A 22,311-nucleotide genomic window follows, 5' to 3' on the forward strand; every position below is an offset into this window, starting at 1 on the left:
CCGGATGCCCGAGATCCCCCAGGGCGAGTTCGCCCGGCGCCGCCAGCGTCTGATGCGGGCGCTCGGACCCGAGGCGATCATCGTCGTTCCTGCCGCTCACGAGCGCACCCGCAACCGGGATGTCGAGTATCCCTTCCGTCAGGACAGCGACTTCCTTTACCTGACCGGCTTCCCGGAGCCGGATGCGGTGGCGGTGCTGGTGCCGGGGCGGCCGGCTGGCGAATACATCCTGTTCTGCCGCGACCGCGACCCGACCCAGGAGACCTGGCAGGGCCGCCGCGCCGGGCCGGACGGTGCGATGGAGACCCATGGGGCCGAGTGCGCCTTCCCGATCGAGGACATCGACGAGATCCTGCCGGGGCTGATGGAGAACCGCGCCGTGCTGGCCGCCCCGTTCGGGCGCGACGAGCCGCTGGACCAGCGCCTGTTCGGTTGGGTGAACCGTGTACGGGCCAAGGCCCGCAACGGCGTGCGTGCACCGCACGAGTTCGTCGCGGTGGAGCACCACCTGCACGAGCAGCGGCTGTTCAAGAAGGCCCCCGAGCTCAAATTGATGCGCCACGCGGCCGCGATCTCCTCGCAGGCGCATGTGCGCGCGATGCAGGCCTGCCGGCCGGGGGTGACCGAGTTCGCGGTGGAGGCCGAGCTGCTGCACGAGTTCCACCGCTACGGAACCGAGACCGCGTATCCCTCCATCGTCGGTGGCGGCGAGAACGGCTGTATCCTGCACTACATCGAGAACCGCGCGGAACTGAACGCCGGTGACCTCCTGCTGATCGACGCCGGCTGCGAGGTGCAGGGCTATGCGTCCGACATCACCCGCACCTTTCCGGTCTCCGGTCGTTTCGACGAACGCCAGCGCGAGGTCTACGAGTGCGTGCTGGCCGCCCAGCTCGCCGCGATCGAACAGGTACGCCCGGGCAATGACTGGGACACCCCGCACGCCACCGCCGTGCGCGAACTGACCCGCGGGCTCAAGGAGCTGGGCGTGCTCAAGGGCCGCCTGGACAAGCTGATCCGCGACCAGGCCTACCGCCCGTTCTACATGCACCGCACCGGCCACTGGCTGGGGCTGGATGTGCACGATGTCGGCGACTACCGCGTCGGCGACGCCTGGCGCCAGCTCGAACCCGGCATGGTGATGACCGTGGAACCCGGGCTTTATTTCGGGCCCTACAGTGATGCGCCGAAGGAACTGCGCGGCATCGGCGTGCGCATCGAGGACGACGTCGCCGTCACCCGCGACGGCTTCGAGGTCCTCACCGCCGACTGCCCCAAGACCGTCGCCGACATCGAGGCCTGCATGGCCGGCGACCTCCCGGGCTGGGACTGACCATGCCCGCCCATCGTCTCTTCCGTTTTCGTGAACGACCCGGAGTCCGGACCGGGGCGATTCGCCTGCAAGCAGGCTCCTACAGGAAGCAGCATGCACGATCCTCCGTGGGAGCCTGCTTGCAGGCGAATGGGGCGTCGGACCCACCCTTGCGGGGTGCGTCTTGACAACAAACACCTGCGACATCGCCATCGTCGGCGGCGGGCCGGTCGGCGGCCTCGCCGCCTGCACCCTGGCGCGCGCGGGCTATGCGGTCACGCTGTTCGAGCGCGGGGTGCCACCCGCGCCGGATGCACACGCCAACGACACCCGTGGCTATGCCCTGGCGGCCGGCTCCGTACAGTTCCTCGACGATCTCGGGTACTGGGCGCCACTGGCGCAGCGGGCCACCGCGATCCGCTCCATCGTCGTCAGCCGTCGCGGCGGGCTGGGGCGGGTGCATCTGAATGCCGCCGACCATGGCCGCCAGGCCCTCGGGCAGGTGGTGCCGGCCGTCGCGCTGGAGCCGATGCTGGACGCGGCCTACCGCGACGCCGGTGTGGATGTGCGCTACCAGTCCACGCTGGCGGGCGTGGGGGACGTGACGGATGGGCGCCGCGTGCTGCGCATCGAGGGCGCTGAAGGCGAGGACACCTGGGCCGCCCGCCTGATCCTGGCCACCGACGGCATGCAGTCCCCCACGCGCAAGGCCCTGGGTCTGCCGGTGAACCGCCTGCGTTACGCGGCGGATGCCCTGGTCTTTGACGTGCAGCCGGCGCGGCCGCACAACGGCCAGGCCTTCGAGCGCTTTACCGACGAGGGGCCGCTGGCCTTGCTGCCGCAGGCGGACGGGCGTATGAACGCCGTCTGGGTGGCCCCGCCGGAGGCCTGCGAGCGCCGCCTGGAACTGGACGAGGCCGAGCGCCTGCGCGAGCTGCAGGCCCGTTTCGGCTGGACGCTGGGCCGCCTGCGCCCGGCCGGCCGCGTGGTGCGTTTTCCGCTGGAGCGGGTGCATGCCCCCGAGCCGGTCGCGGAACGCGCGCTGTTGCTGGGCAATGCCGCGCACGCAGTGCACCCGGTGGCGGGGCAGGGGCTGAACCTGTCCCTGCGCGATGTCGCCACACTGCTGGGTGCACTCCGCGACGGCCGCGAGGCGGACGGCACCCCGCGTTTCGTGACCGACCCCGGTGCGGCGGCCACGCTCGAAGCCTATGCGCGCGCCCGCCGTCGCGACGTAACCGGTGTGGTCGCCACGACCGATTTCCTGGCCCGCGGCATGCTGCACGCGGCCGGCCTGCGCGGGCATGCGCTGGGCAGCGGCATGATGGCCGTCGACCGCCTGCGCCCGGCGCGGGATCGAATCGCACGGGCCGCCATGGGCCTCGGCCCATTGCCGCGCCACACCGCCCGGCATCTCGCCCAGCCGGATACGGAGGGCGCGGCATGAGCGCACGCCCCACAGGCGAGTTGCTGGACCTGCTCGTGGTCGGTGCCGGTGCCGTCGGCGGCGCTATCGCGCTGGGCGCGGCGCGCCAGGGCCTGCGCGTGGGCCTGCTGGAGCGCAATGCCGCGCCCACCTTTACTGACGCCACGCCCGTCACGCGGGTGGCCACGCTGAACATCGCCTCGATGGACTTCCTCGACACACTGGGCGTGCAGGACGCGCTGGAGGCGCGCCGCGCCCATGCCTTCTCCGGCATGAGCGTATGGGACGCGCACGGCCCGGGGCATATCCGCTTCGATGCCGACGAGCTGGGCGTGCCGGCGCTGGGCTGGACCGTCGAGCACGCGGCACTGGAGGCCGTGCTGTGGGCCGAGCTTGAGGCCGCCGGTGTCGACCTGTGGCCGGAGACCGAATGGAAGAGCATGGATGCGCGCCCGGATCGGGTCGACCTCTACGGACCGAAGCACGCGCGGCTCGCCTCCGCCCGTTTGGTGGTCGCGGCCGACGGTGCGCAGTCCCCACTACGCCACCGCATGGGCATCCCGGTGCGCGAGCAGGACTATCACGCCCGCGGCGTGGTCGCGACCGTGACCACCGAGCGCCCGCACGAGGACACCGCCTGGCAGCGCTTCGTCGACGACCAGATCATCGCGTTCCTGCCACTGGCGGATGGGCGCAGCTCCATCGTCTGGTCCCAGCCCGAGCACCAGGCGGACGCAACGCTGGCGCTGGACGACGCTGGATTCTGCGCGGCGCTGGCAGAGGCGATCGACCACCGCCTGGGTGTCGTCACCGACACCTCCCGGCGCGCCAGCTTCCCGCTGGTGGCGCGCCATGCCCGCGACTACCACGCCGGCCGCATCGCGCTGGCGGGCGATGCCGCCCACACCATCCACCCGCTGGCCGGCCAGGGCCTGAACCTCGGCCTGGCCGACGCCCGCGCCCTGGTCGAGCGCCTGCACGGCCCCGCCCGCCGCGACCCGGGTGCGGAGACCGTCCTGCGCGCCTACACCCGTGACCGCCGCGCAGAGAACGCCTTCATGCAGCGCGCGATGGACGGCTTCCGCCTGATCTTCGGCACTCACGCCGCCGGCCTCCCCGAACTGCGCGGCCTCGGCATCCGCCTGGTCGACCAGGCCACCCCCCTCAAGCGCCGCCTCGCCCTGCGCGCCTTCGGCCTCGACTAGCCCCAAACGCGCGGCTATCCAACCGCCGAATCTTCTCCGTCCGCCTTCGCCCCGTAGGAGCCGCCTCGGCGGCGAAGCTCCTGCCAAAGGTCGGCACGGGCAGGAGCTTCGCCTGCAAGCAGGCTCCCACGGGTGCCGTTGGCTGAAGCGGCGTAGGAGCGGGCTTGCCCGCGAAGCCCCCGCCAAAGCCGGGACTCTTCATCGGCGCTATCAGCCTCTTAAACCGCGCGCCGCCACGCGTTCTCGTGCGTGCTATATTGATATCAACCAGTCCACCCACCGGTCCATTAGGGTGCAGCCATGTCTCATCACGAAATCATCGGGGCTCACGATGCCAAGACACACCTTTCCGGTTTCCTCCGAAAGGTGCAGGCCGGCGGGCGTTTTACCATCACGCAGCGGGGCCGTCCTGTGGCTGCGCTTGTGCCACTGGAGGAGGACGATGCGCCCAGGCGTGTGCAGGCCGCGCGGAACCTCCGGCAGCTGATGGCCGAGGCTCCAGCGCGCGGGGCAGTGGATATCAAGGCCCTCGTCGAGTCGGGGCGTGACTGATGGATCTAGTGCTCGACAATTCGATCGTGATGCGCTGGTTGCTGTCCGATGGTAGTCCCGCCGACCAGGAAGTCGCGGCTACGGTCCTGCGTTCCATCGAGTCGGGCGATATCCGTCTGATCGCGCCATCCGTCTGGCCGTTGGAGGTCGCCAACGTAGTCGCCCGTGCGGAAAGCCAGGGCCTGGTGACCGAGGCTGAAACCACGCGTTTCCTCGCGCTCCTGCAGGATCTCATGGTGGCCGTTGATCCCGGCGGCATCGATACGGTCTTCGGCGTAACGCTTCAACTGGCCAGGCGCTATGGCCTTTCCGCGTACGATGCCTCCTATCTCGCACTGGCGCTTCAGTACGGCGCCACCCTTGCAACACTGGACCAGGCCCTGATCACCGCGGCTCGCCGAGCCGGGGTCGCTGTGTTCGCGAGCACCACGTGACGGTTCACGCCATCCCGCGTCGAGTTTCAATCGGATCGCCGTAGCCAGCGCTGTCACCCTCGACCCGCCCCAGCAGCATGCGCCGCCCGTATCCGCCCCCGTCGGCATCCCGGCCGCAGCGAAGCGAAGAGCCGGGATCACCAGCCTTGGAGCGATACCCCGCGTACCTACTACCACCCAGGTACGAGGTTCCGGATAACCCCAGCGTGGTTTCCGGCACGACCGAACGAGAAGCCCTCCCCTCGAACCTCCGGCCTGCGCCCGGCTACCAGCCTCTCCCTTTCTTTCCTTCCACCCTGTGGGAGCGGGCTCGCCCGCGGAGCCCCCGCCAAAGTCCGAAAACCTCTAGTCGTCACGGCCCACGCTCATACCGCCGCACCGCTGTCTGCTTTCCGCAACACTCCGGGCGCGACCCTGCCCAAATCTCTCCTTGTTGCAAAAACCCAACGCATCCGACCCGTCGATCCGGCCCCTTCAGATCCGAGAAATGCCGCGCCGCCCGCAAACCCGAGAAAAATAAGCAAAACCTGATCGAATTCTCGCCACGTCCCGCGGGGAAACCATAAGCTGTAGCTCATTAACCCAGAAATTCAGCATGTTGCAAACCAATTCAAGCGCCCTCGAAGCCTCCGCACGCAAGTCGTTGATCTGCCAAAAAGCGCTCCCCGTCACGGATACCCCCGCACTGAGGCAATTTTTTCCCGCCCAGGGGTTGAAACGAGACACCGTGGTGTATATAAAACACCTGTCATTCGCGGCATCGACCGTGGATGCAGGCGTAGAAACGAACACATACCTCTCCTGGGAGATACGCAACATGAAAAAACAGATTCTCGCAGTCGCCGTTGCCGGCGCCTTCGCAGTCCCGGCCTTCGCCGCCGCGGACTCCAACGTCACCCTGTTCGGGCAGCTGCAGACGCAGATCGTTCACCACTCCGGTGGCAACGATAACTTCGATAACGGCTTCCGCATGCACGACGCCGGTGGCGCTGGCTGGATTGCCGATGGCAACGGCCCGAACCGTCTGGGCGTGATGGTCAACCACGATCTGGGTAACGGCCTGACCGCGCTCGCCAAGATCGAGCAGGATGCTCAGACGACCAGCGGTCTGAACTCCTCTGCGCGCGACGTGTATGTTGGCCTTGACGGCAACTTCGGTCGTGTGACCATCGGTCGCCAGAACCTGCCCTACTCCACCGCTGGCAAGGACCCGCTGAACGGCACTTTCATGCAGGCTCGTGGTAACGGTGTCCGTCTGGGTACCGCAGATTCCCTGACTGGCTCCGGCGGTGCGATGGACCCGGGCGCTGGTAACGGCCGGACGAATATCGGTGGCCTCGGCAACGGTTCGTATGAAGACCGTGTGATCAAGTACGGCAACAGCTTCGGCATGGTCGGTCTGCAGGTCGCGATTGCTCAGAACAACGGCGACGGCAGTGGCGAGCAGGCGATCTCCGGTCGTCTGAATTTCGACCTCGGTGCTGTGGACCTGTACGTGGCCCACACCAATGCCGATGATTATCGCATTGACGGCGCGGACTTCCGTGCCAGCAAGATCGGTGCGGACTGGAAGTCTGGTGCGTTCCGTGTGGTCGGTGAGATCGAAGACTACAAGTTCGAAAACATGGCAGGTAACACCGAACGCGATGCCATCGGTGGCTTCGTCTCCGGTGTCTACACCATGGGCCGCAACGACTTCGTGCTGACCCTGGGCCACACCCGTAACTCCGAGACCTCGGCCGGTGCCGGTGACGACGGCAACGTTGACTACGTGGCGCTGGCTGTGAAGCACAACTTCAGCAACCGTGTGATGGCCTTCGCCGGCGTGAACTACGCCGACTACGACGGCAATGTCCCGTTTGCCCGTCCCGGCACGAACAACATCAGCGCTGGCGGTGATTCCTTCACCGGCGTGGGTGCCGGCATGCGGGTGTCCTTCTAAGGACAACCACTGCTACCAAGCGGTATAACAACAAGTTTGTAGCTTGTTTTGCGGGGCCCCCAGGGGCCCCGTTTTTTATGCGACACCGGGCCCCGTTGGGGCCTTTTTGCGTTGGGCGTCTAGCGTTCAGCGCCGGGTAAAGGCGAAGCACAGGGATGGGGGAAAACCGGGGTCAAACCTTGCCTTTTGCCCCTCGGGGTTTTCGTTCGCCCCCTTGGAATTTCGGGGCGGGCGGTAGGCCGGCAGGAATCAGGTTGTTGGCACGGTCTGATTTAGGGTGTACTCGCGGTTGTCAGGGACAAGACGGGGAGAGCAGGGATGGCTCGATCGTTGCGGTTGGAGTATCCGTGGGCGCTGTATCACGTGACGGCGCGCGGCAATCGGCGGGACTGGATCTATCTGGATGACGTTGACCGTCGGCGGTTCGAAGAAACGCTGGCGCAGGCGGTCGAGCGATTCAACTGCGCAAAAGGCAAGGTCTGACCCCGTCGGCGTGAGTCCCGCCCGTACGACAAACGTCCGCTAGGCGGGATCGGGGCAGAGTTCGAGGATCTGGTTGAGGACCGCGCAGGCTTCCCGGTAGGTCCCCTGCGGCACTTGTCCGGCTGGATGGGGTGTCGCGTTGCGAACCAAAGGGGTCAAACCTTGCCTTTTGCCCCTCGGGGTTTCCGCGCGCCCGATTCGAACTCCGGGGCGGGCGGTAGGCCGGTCGGAATCGGGTTGTTGGTACGGTCTGATTTAGGGTGTACTAGCGATTGTCAGGGACAAGCTGGAGAGAGCAGGGATGGCTCGATCGGTGCGATTGGAGTATCCGTGGGCGTTGTATCACGTGACGGCGCGCGGCAATCGGCGGGACTGGATCTATCTGGATGACGTTGACCATCGGCGCTTCGAAGAAACGCTGGCGCGAGCAGTCGAGCGATTCAACTGGGTGGTCTTTGCGTACTGCCTGATGGGCAACCACTATCACCTTCTGGTAGAGACGCCGGATGCGAACCTGGGCCGGGGGATGCAGTGGCTGAATGGCGTTTACACGCAGCGGTTCAACCGCCGTCACCGGCGTGTGGGTCATGTGCTTCAAGGCCGGTACAAGGCGATCCTGGTCGAACGCGAGACGTATCTTCTGGAATTGGCGCGCTACATCGTCCTCAATCCGGTGCGTGCGCATCTGATCGACGATCCTGCGGACTGGGAGTGGAGCAGCTACCGGGCCACCGCGGGCCTTTCGGACGCCGTCTCGTGGCTATCGACGGATCGCGTGCTGGACGAATTCGGCCCGGCCGCCTCCCGACAGCAGGCCTATCGGCGGTTTGTCCATGAGGGAATCGGACGTACCTCCCCCTGGAATGATCTGCATGCGCAGCTATTTCTTGGCTCCGAGGCCTTTGTCGAGGCGCGGCTGGCAGGTCAGTCCGGCCGGCTGGACTTGGACCCGGAATACCCCAAGGCCCAGCAGCGGCCTGTGCCGCCGAAGCTCGAATCCCTGGAGGCAAGCTTCCCGAGGAATGAAGCCATTCGGCGCGCGTATGCGTCCGGTGGCTACACGCTGAAAGCTATCGGTGACCATTTCGGTCTGCATTTTTCGCGAGTGAGTCGAATCCTGTCCGCGGGGGCAAAAGGCAAGGTCTGACCCCGTCGGTTCGCGTCGGTTCCGCGCGTCGGTTCCCGCGGGGGCAAAAGGCAAGGTTTGACCCCGTCGGTTCCAGGTTGACCCCGTCGGTTCCCCGCTAGGCGGGATCGGGGCAGAGTTCGAGGATCTGGTTGAGGACCGCGCAGGCTTCCCGGTAGGTCCCCTGCGGCACTTGTCCGGCTGGATGGGGTGTCGCGTTGCGTTGGCGCCAGTCGAAGGACTTTACCTGGTGGCAGAGGATGTAGCTGGTTCTTGCATCCGGCGTCGTGCCCGCCACCACGGCGAAGGGGTTGGTCGCATTGTAATCGGCAGTGGTCATGGGGAGCCCCAGAACCAGCGAGGTTCGGGCGTTGAATTGGGTCGGCGACAGGACGAGGAAGGGGTGAATATCTCGCATTTCCCGCCCGGCCTGAGGATTGCAGTCTATCCAGATGACGTCACGGCGCCGGGGTACCCAGTCCTTGGGTGCTGCACGCTTTACCATCGTTCATTTCCAATCACGTCCGTGCACATGGCCTCGCCGCCATGCTTGTCCGGGTCGAATCCTTTCAGACGTTCCTCCAGGCTCATGGATTGAGTGGTTTCCGGACGGATTACGATCTGGTTGCCTTCTACGGAGACGATCACGGATTGGTCCGCCTCCAGATGCGCTGCGCGCGCGATGGCCGCAGGAAGCCGGACGCCCAGATTGTTGCCCCAGCGCCTGATGTTCAGTCGTGTCTCGGCCATTACTCCACCCGCAAGATGTATAGACATTGTTTAAACGACTGTATCACCCCGGTGTGGGGGCGTGCCAGAGGGGTATGTTCGGGCGGGCGGGGGACATCCCGGATAACCGCGTTGCGGTTTCCGGGACGATGATCGGGTGTGTCGGCGTGCCATTTGGCGGGTATGGTCGAAGGGGTGACTCCCGCCGTTGTGGGTGCGTTTCGCGGGGTCAACGCACCCTACGGGCAGTGCTATTCCGTAGGGTGTCGATGAGCGAAGCGAATCGCATCATGGGAGCGGGCTAGCGGGCGGGATCGACGCGGATTTCGAGGGTGAGGGTATCGCGGTCGCGGGTGGTGCGGCGGGAGGCGAGGCCGTGTTCCGTTGCGTCGGTTTCGGTGTGGATGCCGCCGAGGGTGTGCCAGGTGCCCGGCTCCAGAGTGAGCTGGGTGTCGACGGCGTCGCGGTCCACGGCGCCGCGGGGGAGGGGGCGTTCGTGGAGCTGGGAGATGGCGATGCGAATGCGGCCGTCGGGCTGGACCTGGGGGCGCGCGCGGAAGCCACGGGCGGTGTCCTGCAGCAGGGGTTCGATGCCGACGCCGGCGCGACTGTGGAGGATGCGGAAGCCGGCGGCACGGGTCTCGCCGACCAGGATGATGGCCTCGGTGCCTTCGCGCAGGCGCAGGTGCTGGGTCTGGTCGTCGCGGCGGGTGGTGCGCAGCCGCTGGGTGGTGATACGGCCCTCGGTGCCCTCCGGGCCGCTCTCGAACTCGAGGCTGGTGCCGCGTTCGGCGCGCGGGGCGTCACGGTGGCGGCGCACGGAGAGGACGAGGTCCTGGGCCGGCGTGTCGAGTTCGGTGACGACTTCGCGGATCTGTTGCAGGGTGCGGGCGTCGGCGCGTACCAGCAGCCGGAAGCCGTCGCCGCGCAGGGTGGCGGTGTCGCCGAACAGGGCCTGGAGTTCGGGCAGCAGGCTGTTCGCCGGACGGTTCTGCAGCGGCAGCACGGCGACCTCCGCGTGGGTGTCGCGTGCACCGGCGAGGCCGGGGAGCAGGGTGCCCGTGGCCAGGGCGAGGGCGGTCCGCAGGAGCTGGCGGCGGTTTGTCATGAGATGCGGGTCAGACGAGGAGGCGGCGGAGTTCGACGGCTTCATCGCTGAGGCTCCAGTTGGCCTCGAAGTCCTGGACGGCGCGCTGGGTTCCGGGGCGGTCCTCGACGTCGCCGCGCAGGATGCGCCGCCCGCCGGCCTGGGTGAGCTGCATCCAGCCGCTGTGGTCGGCAATCGCGGTGACGGTCAGCGGGCTTTCCTCGGCGGCCTCCAGGCGGCGCACCGATACGGCGCTGGGCAGGCGCTTGATGCTTTCCACCAGACTCGGAAGCTGTTCCTTGAGCGCCAGGTCGTCGTCGACCAGCAGGCGGATGTCGGTATGCCGATGGCGGCGTGCGATCCCGGCCAGTTCCGCGCCCAGGTCGGGCCCGGCGATCTCCGCCAGCAGGGCAACGCGGGCATGCAGCCAGAGGCGTCGGCGGGTGGCGGCCAGGAGTTCGGCCAGCAGGGCCTCGGCGTCAATCAGGGTCGGGTCGCGTTCGGGGGCGGTCATCGGGGTCTCGCTCGGGTTGACGGTCTTTCCCTCAGCATAGGGGAGTGGGGGTGGGTTCGCATCATTGCGCGGGGTCGGTTCCCCCCGGGGTTAGGGGAGCGTTTCGGGCGCGAATCAGAGATATGAGTACGGTGGCAGAGGCGGATAGGCAAGATCTGTGAGATCCGTGCATATCCCCTGTAGGAGCCGGCTCGCCGGCGAAGCTCCTGCCAAAGTCGGGCGCGGGCAGGGGCTTCGCCGGCAAGCCGGCTCCTACGGGGCGCCAGCGGAGTTACAGTGACTGGGCCGCGTGGGTGTGGGTGGCATGGGAATAGGGTGCCGCCGGGCGCGGGATTGGGGTGTGGATGCGGTGGAGCATGCGGCGGTGGGGGATGCCGGCGTCCTCGAAGGTGTCGCTGATGACGAAGAAGTCGTGGCGGGCGTAGAAGCCGATGCGGCTGTTCTGGGCGTTCAGCCAGACCTCGCGCCAGCCGTGGCGGGCGGCGGCCTGGATGGCGCAGTCCAGCAGGCGCGACCCGATGCCGTGCCCGCGCCAGGGTTCGCGCACGGCCATGCGGCCGATCTGGCCGGAGGGCAGCAGGCGCAGGGTGCCGACCGGTTCGTGGTCTGCCCCGGTGGCCAGCCAGTGCAGGGCGGCGGCGTCCAGGCCATCGAATTCCAGGGCCTCGGGTACGCCCTGTTCCTCGACGAAGACCTCGTGGCGGATCAGGGACAGTGCGTCGGCGTCGGCAGGCCAGGTGGCCTCCCGCAAGGTGATGCGATGTTGCATGGGTATCCTCCTCCGGCATGCCGTGAAGGAGAGCCGCGCCCGCGTGCGCGAGCGATCCGATTGCATGGTTGGCTCCCCGGCCGTGCTGACCCTGGCCCCGGACGGAAGAGTCTAGTTCAGGTTGCGGGAATCTTCCTGTGAAGGATTTCCCGGAATGGGGACGGTTCGATGTGCGGCGTGGGCGGTGGGAGATTGGGTTACTGCGGGTCTTGCGCGGGGACCGGGATTTTGTCTTGAGGCACCGCAAGGCGATCGCCACGGCGCATGGTGCCTCGCGTTGACGGGCACGGCATGGGCGCGGTGCCAGAGGCTGGGCGATTGCCGCGGCGCTTCGCGCCTCGCAATGACTGATCGTTGCTGTTCGGCGATCAGCGTGCGCCGATCAGGGTGTCGCGGAAGCGGCGTGACAGGGGTTCTTCCGGGTGCAGCCAGATGCCGAAGTAGGCCTCGGCGAAGTCGTGGCCGGGGACCTCGACCAGCGGGGTACCGTTTTGCAGCAGGCGGGTGCCGTGGCCCGGGCGGTATTCCAGTGCGTAGCGGTCGCCGGCCTCCATGTCGCGGTAGGCGGCGTTGAAGGTGTCGAGCCGGTCGGCCAGCGCCGCTAGTGTTTCCGAGTCCTGCTGGTCTTCGAGCAGGCGGTTGCCACTGCGGCGGAAGTCATCTGCGCTGATCGCGCGCAGGTATTCCAGCTCGAGGCGCTTGGGCACGTCGGCGGTCAGGACATCCTCCGGAGCGACTTCTTCGGGTACGTAGAGCGCCCCGACGTAGACGCGGAACACCGTGTAGCGATAGAGCCGGCCCGCACGCAGGGGCACTGTGGTGTTGTCGATGGTGACCGATTCGGCGAAGCGCACGCCGTCGATCTCGGTGGCGGCCGCGGCCGGGGCGGCGAGCGACAGGGCCAGCAACAGGGTGGCCAGAAGCGAGGCCACGAAACGGGCGGGTCGGATACGGTGGATCATGGGTGGGTGCCTCCGGGCTGGGCGGGGATGGTGGCTTGTTCGCGCGCGTGGATGCGTTCGCGCAGGGTGTGCTGGGCGTCGGCGTCGATGGGGAAGCGCCAGATCAGGGCCATTGCCGCGAGCTTGAACAGGACCGGCAGGCCGGCGTAGGCCAGGGCCAGGACGAGCAGGGCGGTGGGGCTGTTGTCGCCATCGGCCGAGAATCCGGCCGCACCCAGTAGCGGGAAGCTGAGGCCGACGGCCAGCGCGAGGGCCAGCTTGGTCGCCATGCCCCACAGGCCGAAGAACAGCCCGGCGCGCTCGCCGCCGCCGTCGGCGGTGTCCTGGTCGATCACATCGGCCTGCATCGCGGCCGGCAGGGCGAGATCGACCCCGAGGCTGAGCCCGGTCAGTACGGTGATGGCGTAGAACGCCAGCACGTCACCGGCGCTGAGGAACGGCACCCAGATGAAGAAGCTGGAGGCCAGCAGCATCGAGAGTGTCCAGACCCGATGTTTGGGCAGGCGCCGCGCCAGGCGCAGCCACAGCGGCAGGGCGAGGATGCCGGTGGCGAAGTAAACCAGCAGCAGCGCCCCGGCATGGCCTGGCGCCTCCAGCACGTGGGTGATGAACAGCAGGAAGAGCGTGGCGGGGATCGCGTTGGCGGTGCCGTTCAGGATCCACGCCAGGATCAGTCGGCGGAAGGGGCGGTTACCCAGCAGCAGGCCCCAGCCAGCGCGCCACGGCACGGGCGCGAGCCTTCCGGGGCGTTCCGGCACGCGCCACAGCAGGATCAGGAAGGCGAGCGGCAGCAGTACCCACAGCAGCACCGCGAGGGCTGCGAGCGCGGCCCCGGCATCGTCCTGCAGGCCGAGGACCGCCGGCAGTGCGGCGGCCGTGACCGTTCCCAGTACGACGAAGCCCTCGCGCGCGGCGGTGATGCGCGAGCGTTCGTGGTAGTCGTCGGAGAGCTCCGCACCCCAGGCCGCATAGGGCAGGGCGACCAGCGTCCAGCCCAGATAGACCAGGGTGCTGAACAGCAGCAGGTATCCCGCGCCGGCCTCGGCCGGCGGGCGGAACAGGAACGGCGCGGCGAGCAACAGCAGCGGCACGCCGGCCAGCATCACCGCGCGCCGGCGCCAGGCCCCGGGGATGCGATCGGACAGGTGGCCGACCAGCGGGTCGGTCACGACATCCAGCAGCCGCGCCGCAAGAAGGAGCAGACCGACCAGGGTGACGCCCAGGCCGGTGTGCTCGGCGTAATGCGCGGGCAGGAAGACGTACAGCGGCAGACCGAGCACGGCCAGGGGCATACCCAGACCGCCGTAGGCGAACAGCCGCGGCCAGCGCAGGGTGTTCACTTCATCGAGTCGCGGGGGCATTGCTGCCCGAGGCGGTGGCATCGGCGGGGTTTTGCAGGACGGCCTGCATCAGGTTCACGCGGGCGGTGTCGAAGCCGACTTCGCAGTACGCCAGGTAGTAGCGCCACATGCGCAGGAAGGATTGTGAATAGCCGAGCGCCTCGATCACCGGCTCCGCCTGGCGCACCTCCTGGTGCCAGTGGCGCAGGGTGCGCGCGTAGTCCGCGCCAAAGAAGGCCTGGTCCGTCACGGCGAGCCCGGCCCGTTCGGCCTCCGCGTTGAAGCGCGGGACCGAGGGCAGCATCCCGCCGGGGAAGATGTAGAGCTGGATGAAGTCGGCATTGCGGCGGTAGTGCTCGAAGGCGTGCTCGGCAATGGTGATCACCTGCAGCGCCGCGCGGCCGCCGGGGCGCAGGCAGGCGCGCACTTTGTCGAAGTAGGTCGCCCACCACTGCTCGCCCACCGCCTCGAACATCTCGATGGAGACCACGTGGTCGAAGGTCCCGTCGAGGTCGCGGTAGTCCTGCAGGCGCAGTTCCACGCGATCGCTCAGGCCGGCGCGTTCGATCCGCTCGCGGGCGTAGTCGAGCTGCTCCTGCGACAGGGTGACGCCGGTCACGCGATAACCGCGCCGGGCCGCCATCTCGGCGAAGCCACCCCAGCCGCAGCCGATCTCCAGGATATGCGCGCCCGGTTCGGCGTCCAGTTGATCCAGCAGGCGGGCATACTTCTGCGTCTGGGCCTGTTCCAGGGCCTCGTCGCCGCGGGTGAACAGGGCCGACGAGTAGCTCATCGTGCGGTCCAGCCACAGGTCGTAGAAGTCGTTGCCGAGATCGTAGTGGAAGCGGATGTTGGCGCGGCTGCCGCGCCGGCTGTTGCGGTGCCGCCAGTGACGCAGGCGGTCGAGGCCGCGCTGCCAGGCCGGACGATCCGCCAGGGGCGCGAGGGCGGGCTCGTTGTCGGTGGCGAAGCGCAGCAGGCTTGGCAGGTCCGGGGTGATCCAGTCGCCGCTGATGAAGCCCTCGGCAAAGCCGATGTCGCCGTGGCGCAGCAGGCGCAGGATCGCGCGCCAGGGGCGGCGGAAGTGCCAGACAGCCTCGACCCCGGCCTTGCGTCCGCGCAGGGTCACGCGGTCGCCCGACGGGCCGATCAGGGTGATCTGCCCGGTGTCGATGTCCTTGAGTGCGCGCGCGATCAGGCGCAGGGCCCAGTCCGGCCGGGTGGTGTCGTCCTGCGGGGTGTCGAGGTGGTCGAGGGCCATTAGTCGATCTCCTGTGCGGGGGGTGCGGGCCGCGGGTGGTAGCGCCCGCCACGCCACCAGATCTTCAGCGCCTGCCAGTGAATCAGCGGCAGGACCTTGAGGGTCATCCAGGGTTGTTTCAGGAAGGCGCCCAGCAGGGTGCGGTCGCTGAACGGGCGCAGGCGGCCATGCTGTGTGGCCGTCAGCATCAGGTCCTGACCCTGGTATTCGTTGATCGCGATCCGCAGGGATGCCCCGACCTGCGCACGCGGCGGCGTCAGGCTGAAGGCGTAGCGCGCGTGCATGTCGATGAAGGGCGATACGTGAAAGGCCTTCTGCTTCTCCTGGCGCACGGGACCGGCCATGGGCGCGCCGTGCTCGTGCAGCAGGTAGTGGTGGTGCTCGCCAAAGGTGTTGCGCACCTCCAGCAGGATCGCGCGCAGGTCACCGTCGGCGTGCCAGGCATACCAGACGCTCAGCGGGTTGAAGGCATGCCCGAGGACGCGCGGCATGGCCAGCAGATAGATCGGACCGCCGGCCAGGTCGATGCCGTAATCGGCCAGATGCGCCTCGATCCAGGGCCGCCAGGGGCGGCCGTCGCGCGGCCCGTGGTCCCGGGTGCGCAGGCTGAACAGGTTGAAGCCGTCCCGCGAGAACAAGCGGCAGCGCCGGGTGGTCTCGGCGAGGCGGTCGATATCGAACAGCGCGCTGATGACCGGGTAGCGAAAGCGGTACTGCTGCGGGAAGAACCGCTGATGCAGCACCGTGCCGTGTACGAGGGCGGCGTCCATTCAGGTGTTCCGCGATTGCGCCGCCGGCGCGCCGAGCGGGGCCGGCCCGCCGCCGTGTGCGGTGGCCACCGGCGTGTGACCGGGACGGGCGGGGGCATCCGGCGCGTGCGACCAGGGCGGTTCGATGCCCATGGTCTGACCGACACGGACGGCCGAGCGTAGGCCGTCTTCGTGGAAGCCGTAGCCCATCCAGGCCCCGGCGAAATACAGGCCATCCTCGCCCTGGGTCGCCGCCAGGCGCTGGCGGGCCGCCTCCGCCGCGGTATCCATGACCGGGTGTTCCCAGTGCTGCTCGCCGAGGACCAGGCTGGGGTGCGGGTCTCGCCAGGGGTTCAGGCTGATGATGTAGTCCTGACGGCGTTCCAGGCGATGCAGACGGTTCATCCAGTACGACACCGAGACGCGGTCGCGGGCCTGCGTGGTCCGCCCGGACAGGTAGTTCCAGGAGGACCAGACCCGGCGCGAGCGGGGCATCAGGGCCGGGTCCGTGTGCAGGATGGCGTGGTTGGCCTGGAAGCGGCAGGCGGACAAGAGCCGGTCGCGCGCGGGGGCGGCGCCGTTCAACAGCCAGCGCGCGGTGTCGGCGTGGCAGGCGAACACCACCGCGTCGAACCCCATGCCCTGGGCCTCGGTCAGGACGCGCCACTGGCCGGACTCCGGCATCACCGCGCGCACCGGCTGGTGGACGATGCAACCGGGTTCCAGGCGTTGCGCCAGGCGCTGTACGTATTCGCGGCTGCCGCCGACCACGGTGCGCCACTGCGGGCGGTCGCGCAGGTCCAGCAGGCCATGATTGTGGAAGAACTGCAGGAAGCTGGCGGCCGGGAATTCGCGGATCGCCTCCGGCGGGCAGGACCAGATCGCGGCGGCCATCGGCAGCAGGTAGTCCTCGGTGAAACCGCGGCCCAGGCGGTGCCGGTCGAGGAAGGCCCCCAGTGTGCCTTCCGGGCTCTCGTGACGTTCGAACAGCCCCTTGCCCAGGCGGTTGAACCGCAGGATGTCGCCCGCCATGCGCAGAAAACGCGGGCGCACCAGATTGCGGCGCTGGGCGAACAGGGTGTTCAGATCGGAGCCGGCATATTCGACCCCGGCGGGCTGGCGCGAGTAGCCGAAGGACATGTCGGTGTCCTGCGTGGCGACGCCCAGATGCGTAAACAGCCGGGTCAGCAGCGGGTAGTTGCGCTCGTTGTAGACGACGAACCCGGTGTCGATGGGTGTGGGCCCCTGCGGGTCGGGCACGTCCACGGTGTGGGCGTGACCACCGAGTTCCGGTTCCGACTCGAACAGTTGCACGTGGTGGCGGGTCTGCAGGATCCAGGCGGCGGACAGGCCGGCGATGCCTCCACCGATGACGGCGATGCGCGAGCGTTGCATGGTGGTGGTTCTCCGGACCCGAAAGGTGATGGACAACTTATACAATAGCTGTACAATCTTTGTAAATGGTCGCCGACGAAAGTTCCCGGGTTTCCTGTGCCGGGGGCGCTTCGCGAGACCCCGCGTACCAACGGAGACATGGACCGTGAAGACAGACGAGCAAACGCAGGCCGGCGCCCCCGAATGGCCGCCGGAGGTGCGCGAGGCCCTGGCCACGCACGAGATTGTGGGCATTACGTCCGGCCTGTCGGACTTTCGCGATGCCGAGGCGCTGCTGGAAGCAACGGCTCCGGGCCGCTGGCAGCGGCTGGAGTGGGGCATGGGGTCGGCGCACAACCGCGAGCAGTTCCACGCGCTGCAGCAGGCCACCGGCGCGGCCGTGCTGCCGCTGTTCATCGCGCGCGAGGGCGTGATCGGCGGGCTGCCCGAGTTGCGCGAGTATCTGGGGCAGCGGGCGTTGCAGGCGCGCGGCGACGGGCCGCGCCCGGACGCAGCCGCGCCCGCCCTGCACGTCCTGGGGTTCGGCGGCCTGCTACCCTTCGCATTCTTCGGGCTGGGCGCGTGGATGGCCCAGCCCGAATGGCAGGCTTTCGCGCTGGAGGCCCTGGCGCTCTATGGTGCGGTGATCCTGTCGTTCCTGGGGGCGATCCACTGGGGGATCTTCCTGGTGGATCGGCAGCACCGGGTGGGCCCGCTCGCGGCCCCGGTGTGGGCGGTGGTGCCATCCATCCTGGCCTGGCTGGCGGTGCTGCAGCCGCTGCCGGAGGCGCTGATGACCCTGACGGTGCTGTTTCTCGGGGTGCTGTGGGTGGATCGGCTGAGCCTGTATCGCCGCGCATTGCCGCGGGGCTACCTGGGCCTGCGCCTGGTGCTGACCGCCGGGGCGATGCTGGCGCTGGCTTCGGGCTTCGCGGTCACCCTGGTCGCCTGACCGGGCCCGGAAAGAGGAAAACGCAAGAATGAGCGAACACAAGGACTCGATGATGGATGCAGACGCCCGGACGGCCGACGAGCCGACGGCCACCAATGCCTCGGGCCAGCCACTGGCGGCCCCGGAACAGCTCGCCGAGCGCTACCGCGACATCCTCGCCGGTCTGGGCGAGAACCCGCAGCGCGAGGGCCTGCTGGATACCCCGATGCGCGCCGCGAAGGCGATGCAGTATCTCACCCGTGGCTATCACCAGGACCTGGACAGTATCGTCAACGGGGCCCTGTTCTCGTCGGACAACGACGAGATGGTGCTGCTGCGCGATATCGAACTGTACTCCCTGTGCGAGCATCACCTGCTGCCGATCATCGGCAAGGTGCATGTGGCCTACCTGCCCAATGGCAAGGTGATCGGTTTGTCCAAGATCGCCCGGATTGTCGACATGTTCGCGGCGCGCCTGCAGATCCAGGAGAGCCTGACGCGCCAGATCGCCGAGGCCCTGATGCAGGTGACGAACGCCAAGGGGGTCGGTGTGGTGGTGGATGCCAAGCACATGTGCATGACCATGCGCGGGGTGGAGAAGCAGCATTCGTCGATGGCGACCTCGGTGATGCTGGGCGCCTTCCGCGAGGACGGCCGGACCCGGCGCGAGTTCCTCAACCTGATCGGTCGCACGGGCAGCTGACCGTTCCCGGGGCTGCCGGGCGGGGTCACCCCACAAAAAAATGGCCCGACGCGAAGGTCGGGCCAAAGATCGTCCGGACACCCGTGTGATGGAGGGTTCTGGTCCGAACGGCGGAAAACCGGCTGCCGTTGCCACGAGCCGATCATTTCCGCAACTTGTATAAGTGGACAGGGACTGTGGAAACAGGTTCCTGACAGTCGCCGAAAGAATGTGTTGGGCATCACATTTTCCTGTCCCCGGGAGTCTCGATGCGCGGTCTGGAACAGATCCCCTGGTTGTACGACGGCCTGATGGCCGGTGCCGAGCTGCTGGGCCTGCGGCGCTGGCGCCGGCGTCTGGTGGCCGGTGCGCACGGCCGCGTACTGGAGATCGGCTGCGGGACCGGGCGCGACCTGCCGCTGTACGCCGATCCGGAACGGGTCATCGGCATCGACCCGGACCTGGCGGCCCTGCGCCGGGCCCGGCGGCGGGCGCCTTCCGTGCCGCTGGTGGTGGCGCGGGCCGAGGCCCTGCCGTTTGCCGACGGCGCCTTCGATACCGTGGTCTCCGGCCTGGTGTTCTGCAGCGTGCAGGATCCGCCACGGGCCCTCGGCGAGGTGCGCCGGGTGCTGGCGGAGGCGGGCGAGCTGCGCATGCTGGAGCATGTACGTCACACGCGGCCGCTGCTGGCCCGCGCCCAGGACCGGGTGCAGCCGGCCTGGACCTGTATCACCGGCGGCTGTCACCCGAACCGCGATACCGAGGCCGCGGTGGAACAGGCCGGCTTTTGCATCGACCCGGAAGACCGTCTGGCGCGGGGCGTGATGCGGCGCTTCGCCGCGCGGGTCTGTCGTGCGCCCGCGGATGCGTCCGGGCGTAATGCCGGGGATGGGGGCTGAAGGGCAAGGGCCTTTGTTCACCACGAAGGGCACGAAGATACGAAGGAAGGGCAAGGGCGTGTAACCACAGAGGTCACGGAGGACACGGAGAAAGTCGATCGTTGCCGGAACGGGCCGGGTGCTGGCCCAGTAAAGAGAAGGCCCCGGGCATAAGTGCGCCGGGGCCTTTCTGGACGGACAGTTGGTAACGTCTCAGGCGGTCGTGTTGATGTTGGTGCCGACGTTGTCCGGCAGACCCTGAGTGGCGGCCTGCATCTCGCCGATGTCGGGCATGGCCTGCAGCATCGACTGAGCCGCCATCTCCTGCGACTCCATCGCCTTCTTCTGCACGGCCACGTCTTTCTGCATGGCCACCTGCTGCTGGCTGTTCTGCGTGGCCATCGCGGCAATCGCGCTTGCGTCCATCTCGTACTCCCGGTTCTGAATGTGCAGGCCCGTTGCACTCGATAGGGGGAACGGGCCTGCCCCCGGTGACGGCTGCATCCCCGCAGACTTGAGCCCCCGAACCGGATTTTTTTCAGAAGGTTCCTGTTCTACGGCACCATCGCCGTGCGTCCGGGCTCCCCGCCCTTCTCCATACCCTGGCTGGTTCGATCCGCCCTGGCCCTTCCTTCGTATCTTCGTGCCCTTCGTGGTGAACAGCATCCTTGACCTTCAATGGGCGTTTCGCTCGCCTCGTCCGCATCCTGCCTATTTGGGGGCGATCGCGACCCGCGCCTTCGGGGTGCGCCGTGACATGGGTGCCAGGGTCCGGAGATCCCGGCTCTTCGCTTCGCTGCGGCCGGGGTGACGGGGGAGTGTTGCCCCGTGCCCCGCGATCACCCGTCAGCAACGTCGGCTCCAGCGCGTCGCCCTGTAGTCAGTCCTTCTCCGTGTCCTCTGTGCCCTCCGTGGTGCAATCCGCCCTGGCCCTTCTTCGTGCCTTCGTGTGCTTCGTGGTGAATACATTCAGTCGGCGGGGCGTTACTGGCGCTGGGCCTCGAACTCGATGATCAGTTCGACTTCGTCGCCGACGATGTCGCGGGTCAGGCCGTAGGTCATGCCGAAGTCGGAGCGGTTGAAGCTGCCGCGCATCGACGCACCGAGCACGTACGGCCGGCCGAACAGGCCGCCGAGCGGGAACGGGTAGCGCCCGACCTTGTTGATCGTCACGTCGAGGTGGATGGTGCGGGTCTCGCCCAGCAGCTCGAGCCCGCCGCTGAGGCGCCCGGTGTTCTCGCTGGTCGGCTCGTAGCGCGTGGCGGTAAAGCGCATCTCCGGGTATTCCTCGACGTTCAGGAAGTCCTCGTTGCGCAGGTGGTCGTCGCGCTCGGCGTGGTTGGTGAACACGCTGTCGGTCTGGATGACGAAATGGCCGTCGCCCAGCTCGCCCGTGTCGGGGTCGAAGACGAACTCGCCCTCGGCTTCCAGGAACATGCCCAGGACCTTGGCATAGCCGGCATGATCGACCAGGAAGCCGACCGCGAAGTGGTCGGGGTCGATGACCCAGCGGTCGGCATCGGCCAGGGCCTGCGCGGGCAGCGCCAGGGCCGTGGCCAGCAGGCCACCCAGCAGCAGGCGGCGCAGGCGGGCGGGGCGGCGGTTGTTGCGGGCGTCAGTCATGACACACCTCCGGTCGGTGGCGGTACAGCCAGTGGATATCCACGGCAAAGGACAGGCCCAGAGCCAGCAGGCCGGCCAGGGCGATGGTGATGGCGGCGGGTGCGGGCAGGCCGGGGATCAGGACCAGTAGCAGGACCACGGTCTGCAACACGCAGACGGCCTGGCGGCGCCGGCTGGGCGGCAGCGGCGCGGCCAGCCAGGGCAGGGGGCGGGCGGCCAGCACGAAGGCGTAGCGCATCAGGCCGATCAGGATCACCCAGGGCCCCACCGCCGTCATCTGCCAGACGAGGATCGACAGGGCGAGGATCATGGCGGCGTCCAGCTCCATGTCGAAGCGGGCGCCGAACGCGGTGGCGCTGTCCGTGCGGCGCGCGACGGCCCCGTCCACCCCGTCCAGCACCAGTGCCAGGCCCGCGAGGGCGATCACCCACAGCGCCAGCACCGGTTCGTCCGGGGTGGGGGCGGCCAGGACCAGGCCGCCGAGCGGGGCGGTCAGCGCGGCGCGCAGGAGCGTGACCCGGTTGGCCGGGCCGGGGCCGCGCCCGGAAGACGCCACTCCGGCCGCCGGGGTGCGGCTGACGAGGATGGCACCCAGCACCAGCCAGAGCGTGACGAAACCGGCGACGGCTGGCAGGCCCGCGTGCGCGCGCCAAACCAGCGCACCGGTTACGGCGAGGCCGGCCAGGCCCGCGAGCAGCCAGTCGGTCGCCCAGACCCGCAGGCCGGCCTGCAGGCGCAACGGGGAAGGCTTGGCAGGGGAAGACTCCATGCGGGGATTGTAGCGCTCCGTTGGCGATCGTCCTGGGGGCGCGCGGGTGGCACTCCCTGGTCTTGCGACCATGCGGGGCATCGGGAGTTGCCGGTCGCTGCGCCCTTCGCCCACACTGCGCGGATGATCACGTGGCAGCGCACCCCGTTTCCGGGACCCTCCC

At 68.2% G+C, this 22,311-nt stretch carries 23 protein-coding genes and 2 pseudogenes; 11 read left to right on the forward strand and 14 right to left on the reverse strand.

Translation table 11 applies throughout. The annotated features are described in order from the left end of the window. The first annotated feature begins 4 nt into the window (after positions 1-4). From pepP to C996_RS14540, 7 genes and pseudogenes are all read left to right on the forward strand, one after another. Entirely contained in the window at positions 5-1,333 is a 1,329-nt protein-coding gene (gene pepP / locus C996_RS0105395) for a Xaa-Pro aminopeptidase (protein WP_018866429.1), read from the forward strand. A gap of 163 nt (positions 1,334-1,496) precedes the next feature. Continuing rightward, entirely contained in the window at positions 1,497-2,759 is a 1,263-nt protein-coding gene (locus tag C996_RS0105400) for an FAD-dependent monooxygenase (protein WP_018866430.1), read from the forward strand. Further along, positions 2,756-3,943, forward strand: a complete 1,188-nt coding sequence (locus C996_RS0105405) for an FAD-dependent monooxygenase (RefSeq protein ID WP_018866431.1) — start codon at positions 2,756-2,758, stop codon at positions 3,941-3,943. The genes C996_RS0105400 and C996_RS0105405 overlap by 4 nt, the downstream gene beginning before the upstream one ends. A gap of 300 nt (positions 3,944-4,243) precedes the next feature. Further along, the gene (locus C996_RS0105410; RefSeq protein ID WP_018866432.1) at positions 4,244-4,495 is read left to right on the forward strand and encodes a type II toxin-antitoxin system Phd/YefM family antitoxin; all 252 of its coding nucleotides are present in this window, start codon (positions 4,244-4,246) and stop codon (positions 4,493-4,495) included. Next, positions 4,495-4,929, forward strand: coding sequence for a type II toxin-antitoxin system VapC family toxin (locus C996_RS0105415; protein ID WP_018866433.1), 435 nt, complete (start codon positions 4,495-4,497; stop codon positions 4,927-4,929). The genes C996_RS0105410 and C996_RS0105415 overlap by 1 nt, the downstream gene beginning before the upstream one ends. A gap of 817 nt (positions 4,930-5,746) precedes the next feature. Further along, positions 5,747-6,871, forward strand: coding sequence for a porin (locus C996_RS0105420; protein ID WP_018866434.1), 1,125 nt, complete (start codon positions 5,747-5,749; stop codon positions 6,869-6,871). 318 nt (positions 6,872-7,189) lie between these two features. Then, a pseudogene (locus C996_RS14540) lies at positions 7,190-7,333 on the forward strand (addiction module toxin RelE); the annotation flags it as partial. 60 nt (positions 7,334-7,393) lie between these two features. Here the strand turns inward: C996_RS14540 and C996_RS14750 are convergent. Then, positions 7,394-7,498: pseudogene (locus C996_RS14750) on the reverse strand (type II toxin-antitoxin system PemK/MazF family toxin); the annotation flags it as partial. Between the two features lie 157 nt (positions 7,499-7,655). Here C996_RS14750 and C996_RS0105430 point away from each other — a divergent pair. Continuing rightward, positions 7,656-8,501 (forward strand): transposase, encoded by an 846-nt coding sequence (locus C996_RS0105430; RefSeq protein WP_026279216.1) that lies wholly within the window; start codon positions 7,656-7,658, stop codon positions 8,499-8,501. Positions 8,502-8,598: 97 nt separating this feature from the next. On the opposite strand, the gene C996_RS0105435 is transcribed toward C996_RS0105430, so the two are convergent. The 10 genes from C996_RS0105435 to C996_RS0105480 form a co-directional block, all read right to left on the reverse strand. Continuing rightward, positions 8,599-8,985: a type II toxin-antitoxin system PemK/MazF family toxin gene (locus C996_RS0105435; RefSeq protein WP_255349357.1), complete on the reverse strand. Its 387-nt coding sequence runs from the start codon at positions 8,983-8,985 to the stop codon at positions 8,599-8,601. Beyond that, on the reverse strand, positions 8,979-9,230 hold the full coding sequence (locus C996_RS0105440) for an AbrB/MazE/SpoVT family DNA-binding domain-containing protein (protein WP_018866438.1): 252 nt from the start codon (positions 9,228-9,230) through the stop codon (positions 8,979-8,981). Before C996_RS0105440 ends, C996_RS0105435 begins: the two co-directional genes overlap by 7 nt. A 280-nt stretch (positions 9,231-9,510) precedes the next feature. After that, a complete protein-coding gene (locus C996_RS0105445; RefSeq protein WP_018866439.1) occupies positions 9,511-10,362 on the reverse strand; it encodes a secretin N-terminal domain-containing protein in 852 nt (283 codons plus the stop codon). Then, positions 10,328-10,810 carry a hypothetical protein gene (locus C996_RS0105450; RefSeq protein ID WP_018866440.1) on the reverse strand — a complete coding sequence of 161 codons (483 nt, stop codon included), beginning with the start codon at positions 10,808-10,810 and terminating at the stop codon, positions 10,328-10,330. The genes C996_RS0105445 and C996_RS0105450 overlap by 35 nt, the downstream gene beginning before the upstream one ends. Before the next feature lie 271 nt (positions 10,811-11,081). Next, positions 11,082-11,579, reverse strand: coding sequence for a GNAT family N-acetyltransferase (locus tag C996_RS0105455; protein ID WP_018866441.1), 498 nt, complete (start codon positions 11,577-11,579; stop codon positions 11,082-11,084). Positions 11,580-11,947: 368 nt separating this feature from the next. Continuing rightward, on the reverse strand, positions 11,948-12,541 hold the full coding sequence (locus tag C996_RS0105460) for a chalcone isomerase family protein (protein ID WP_018866442.1): 594 nt from the start codon (positions 12,539-12,541) through the stop codon (positions 11,948-11,950). Then, entirely contained in the window at positions 12,538-13,902 is a 1,365-nt protein-coding gene (locus tag C996_RS0105465; protein ID WP_018866443.1) for an MFS transporter, read from the reverse strand. Before C996_RS0105465 ends, C996_RS0105460 begins: the two co-directional genes overlap by 4 nt. Next, positions 13,883-15,142 (reverse strand): cyclopropane-fatty-acyl-phospholipid synthase family protein, encoded by a 1,260-nt coding sequence (locus C996_RS0105470; RefSeq protein ID WP_018866444.1) that lies wholly within the window; start codon positions 15,140-15,142, stop codon positions 13,883-13,885. Before C996_RS0105470 ends, C996_RS0105465 begins: the two co-directional genes overlap by 20 nt. Next, positions 15,142-15,912: a DUF1365 domain-containing protein gene (locus tag C996_RS0105475; protein WP_018866445.1), complete on the reverse strand. Its 771-nt coding sequence runs from the start codon at positions 15,910-15,912 to the stop codon at positions 15,142-15,144. Before C996_RS0105475 ends, C996_RS0105470 begins: the two co-directional genes overlap by 1 nt. Continuing rightward, positions 15,913-17,286, reverse strand: coding sequence for an NAD(P)/FAD-dependent oxidoreductase (locus C996_RS0105480; protein WP_018866446.1), 1,374 nt, complete (start codon positions 17,284-17,286; stop codon positions 15,913-15,915). It lies immediately after the preceding gene. Between the two features lie 145 nt (positions 17,287-17,431). Between C996_RS0105480 and C996_RS0105485 the strand changes: the two genes are divergently transcribed. The 3 genes from C996_RS0105485 (at position 17,432) to C996_RS0105495 (ending at position 19,777) form a co-directional block, all read left to right on the forward strand. Next, complete coding sequence (locus tag C996_RS0105485) at positions 17,432-18,217, forward strand: DUF3429 domain-containing protein (protein ID WP_018866447.1); 786 nt, start codon at positions 17,432-17,434, stop codon at positions 18,215-18,217. A 28-nt stretch (positions 18,218-18,245) separates the two neighbouring features. Then, positions 18,246-18,899 (forward strand): GTP cyclohydrolase I FolE, encoded by a 654-nt coding sequence (gene folE, locus C996_RS0105490; protein ID WP_018866448.1) that lies wholly within the window; start codon positions 18,246-18,248, stop codon positions 18,897-18,899. Between the two features lie 248 nt (positions 18,900-19,147). Next, on the forward strand, positions 19,148-19,777 hold the full coding sequence (locus C996_RS0105495) for a class I SAM-dependent methyltransferase (RefSeq protein WP_018866449.1): 630 nt from the start codon (positions 19,148-19,150) through the stop codon (positions 19,775-19,777). A 192-nt stretch (positions 19,778-19,969) separates the two neighbouring features. Here the strand turns inward: C996_RS0105495 and C996_RS0105500 are convergent, their stop codons facing one another. The 3 genes from C996_RS0105500 to C996_RS0105510 all read right to left on the reverse strand — a co-directional run bounded on the left by C996_RS0105500 (position 19,970) and on the right by C996_RS0105510 (position 22,148). After that, complete coding sequence (locus C996_RS0105500) at positions 19,970-20,182, reverse strand: YjfB family protein (RefSeq protein WP_018866450.1); 213 nt, start codon at positions 20,180-20,182, stop codon at positions 19,970-19,972. 558 nt (positions 20,183-20,740) lie between these two features. Further along, the gene (locus C996_RS0105505) at positions 20,741-21,379 is read right to left on the reverse strand and encodes a YceI family protein (protein WP_018866451.1); all 639 of its coding nucleotides are present in this window, start codon (positions 21,377-21,379) and stop codon (positions 20,741-20,743) included. Further along, positions 21,372-22,148, reverse strand: a complete 777-nt coding sequence (locus C996_RS0105510; protein ID WP_026279217.1) for a CDP-alcohol phosphatidyltransferase family protein — start codon at positions 22,146-22,148, stop codon at positions 21,372-21,374. The genes C996_RS0105505 and C996_RS0105510 overlap by 8 nt, the downstream gene beginning before the upstream one ends. Positions 22,149-22,311: the final 163 nt, after the last annotated feature.

This window comes from Thioalkalivibrio sp. ALE25 (assembly GCF_000377285.1).
Taxonomy (GTDB): domain Bacteria; phylum Pseudomonadota; class Gammaproteobacteria; order Ectothiorhodospirales; family Ectothiorhodospiraceae; genus Thioalkalivibrio.

What these genes read in the sequence shown, in the direction of transcription:
- pepP (WP_018866429.1), top strand. Translation starts at nt 5, where the DNA reads ATGCCCGAGATCCCCCAGGGCGAGTTCGCCCGGCGCCGCCAGCGTCTG.
- C996_RS0105405 (WP_018866431.1), top strand. Translation starts at nt 2,756, where the DNA reads ATGAGCGCACGCCCCACAGGCGAGTTGCTGGACCTGCTCGTGGTCGGT.
- C996_RS0105410 (WP_018866432.1), top strand. Translation starts at nt 4,244, where the DNA reads ATGTCTCATCACGAAATCATCGGGGCTCACGATGCCAAGACACACCTT.
- C996_RS0105415 (WP_018866433.1), top strand. Translation starts at nt 4,495, where the DNA reads ATGGATCTAGTGCTCGACAATTCGATCGTGATGCGCTGGTTGCTGTCC.
- C996_RS0105420 (WP_018866434.1), top strand. Translation starts at nt 5,747, where the DNA reads ATGAAAAAACAGATTCTCGCAGTCGCCGTTGCCGGCGCCTTCGCAGTC.
- C996_RS0105430 (WP_026279216.1), top strand. Translation starts at nt 7,656, where the DNA reads ATGGCTCGATCGGTGCGATTGGAGTATCCGTGGGCGTTGTATCACGTG.
- C996_RS0105435 (WP_255349357.1), bottom strand. Translation starts at nt 8,985, where the DNA reads ATGGTAAAGCGTGCAGCACCCAAGGACTGGGTACCCCGGCGCCGTGAC.
- C996_RS0105440 (WP_018866438.1), bottom strand. Translation starts at nt 9,230, where the DNA reads ATGGCCGAGACACGACTGAACATCAGGCGCTGGGGCAACAATCTGGGC.
- C996_RS0105445 (WP_018866439.1), bottom strand. Translation starts at nt 10,362, where the DNA reads ATGAAGCCGTCGAACTCCGCCGCCTCCTCGTCTGACCCGCATCTCATG.
- C996_RS0105450 (WP_018866440.1), bottom strand. Translation starts at nt 10,810, where the DNA reads ATGACCGCCCCCGAACGCGACCCGACCCTGATTGACGCCGAGGCCCTG.
- C996_RS0105455 (WP_018866441.1), bottom strand. Translation starts at nt 11,579, where the DNA reads ATGCAACATCGCATCACCTTGCGGGAGGCCACCTGGCCTGCCGACGCC.
- C996_RS0105460 (WP_018866442.1), bottom strand. Translation starts at nt 12,541, where the DNA reads ATGATCCACCGTATCCGACCCGCCCGTTTCGTGGCCTCGCTTCTGGCC.
- C996_RS0105465 (WP_018866443.1), bottom strand. Translation starts at nt 13,902, where the DNA reads ATGCCCCCGCGACTCGATGAAGTGAACACCCTGCGCTGGCCGCGGCTG.
- C996_RS0105470 (WP_018866444.1), bottom strand. Translation starts at nt 15,142, where the DNA reads ATGGCCCTCGACCACCTCGACACCCCGCAGGACGACACCACCCGGCCG.
- C996_RS0105475 (WP_018866445.1), bottom strand. Translation starts at nt 15,912, where the DNA reads ATGGACGCCGCCCTCGTACACGGCACGGTGCTGCATCAGCGGTTCTTC.
- C996_RS0105480 (WP_018866446.1), bottom strand. Translation starts at nt 17,286, where the DNA reads ATGCAACGCTCGCGCATCGCCGTCATCGGTGGAGGCATCGCCGGCCTG.
- folE (WP_018866448.1), top strand. Translation starts at nt 18,246, where the DNA reads ATGAGCGAACACAAGGACTCGATGATGGATGCAGACGCCCGGACGGCC.
- C996_RS0105495 (WP_018866449.1), top strand. Translation starts at nt 19,148, where the DNA reads ATGCGCGGTCTGGAACAGATCCCCTGGTTGTACGACGGCCTGATGGCC.
- C996_RS0105500 (WP_018866450.1), bottom strand. Translation starts at nt 20,182, where the DNA reads ATGGACGCAAGCGCGATTGCCGCGATGGCCACGCAGAACAGCCAGCAG.
- C996_RS0105505 (WP_018866451.1), bottom strand. Translation starts at nt 21,379, where the DNA reads ATGACTGACGCCCGCAACAACCGCCGCCCCGCCCGCCTGCGCCGCCTG.
- C996_RS0105510 (WP_026279217.1), bottom strand. Translation starts at nt 22,148, where the DNA reads ATGGAGTCTTCCCCTGCCAAGCCTTCCCCGTTGCGCCTGCAGGCCGGC.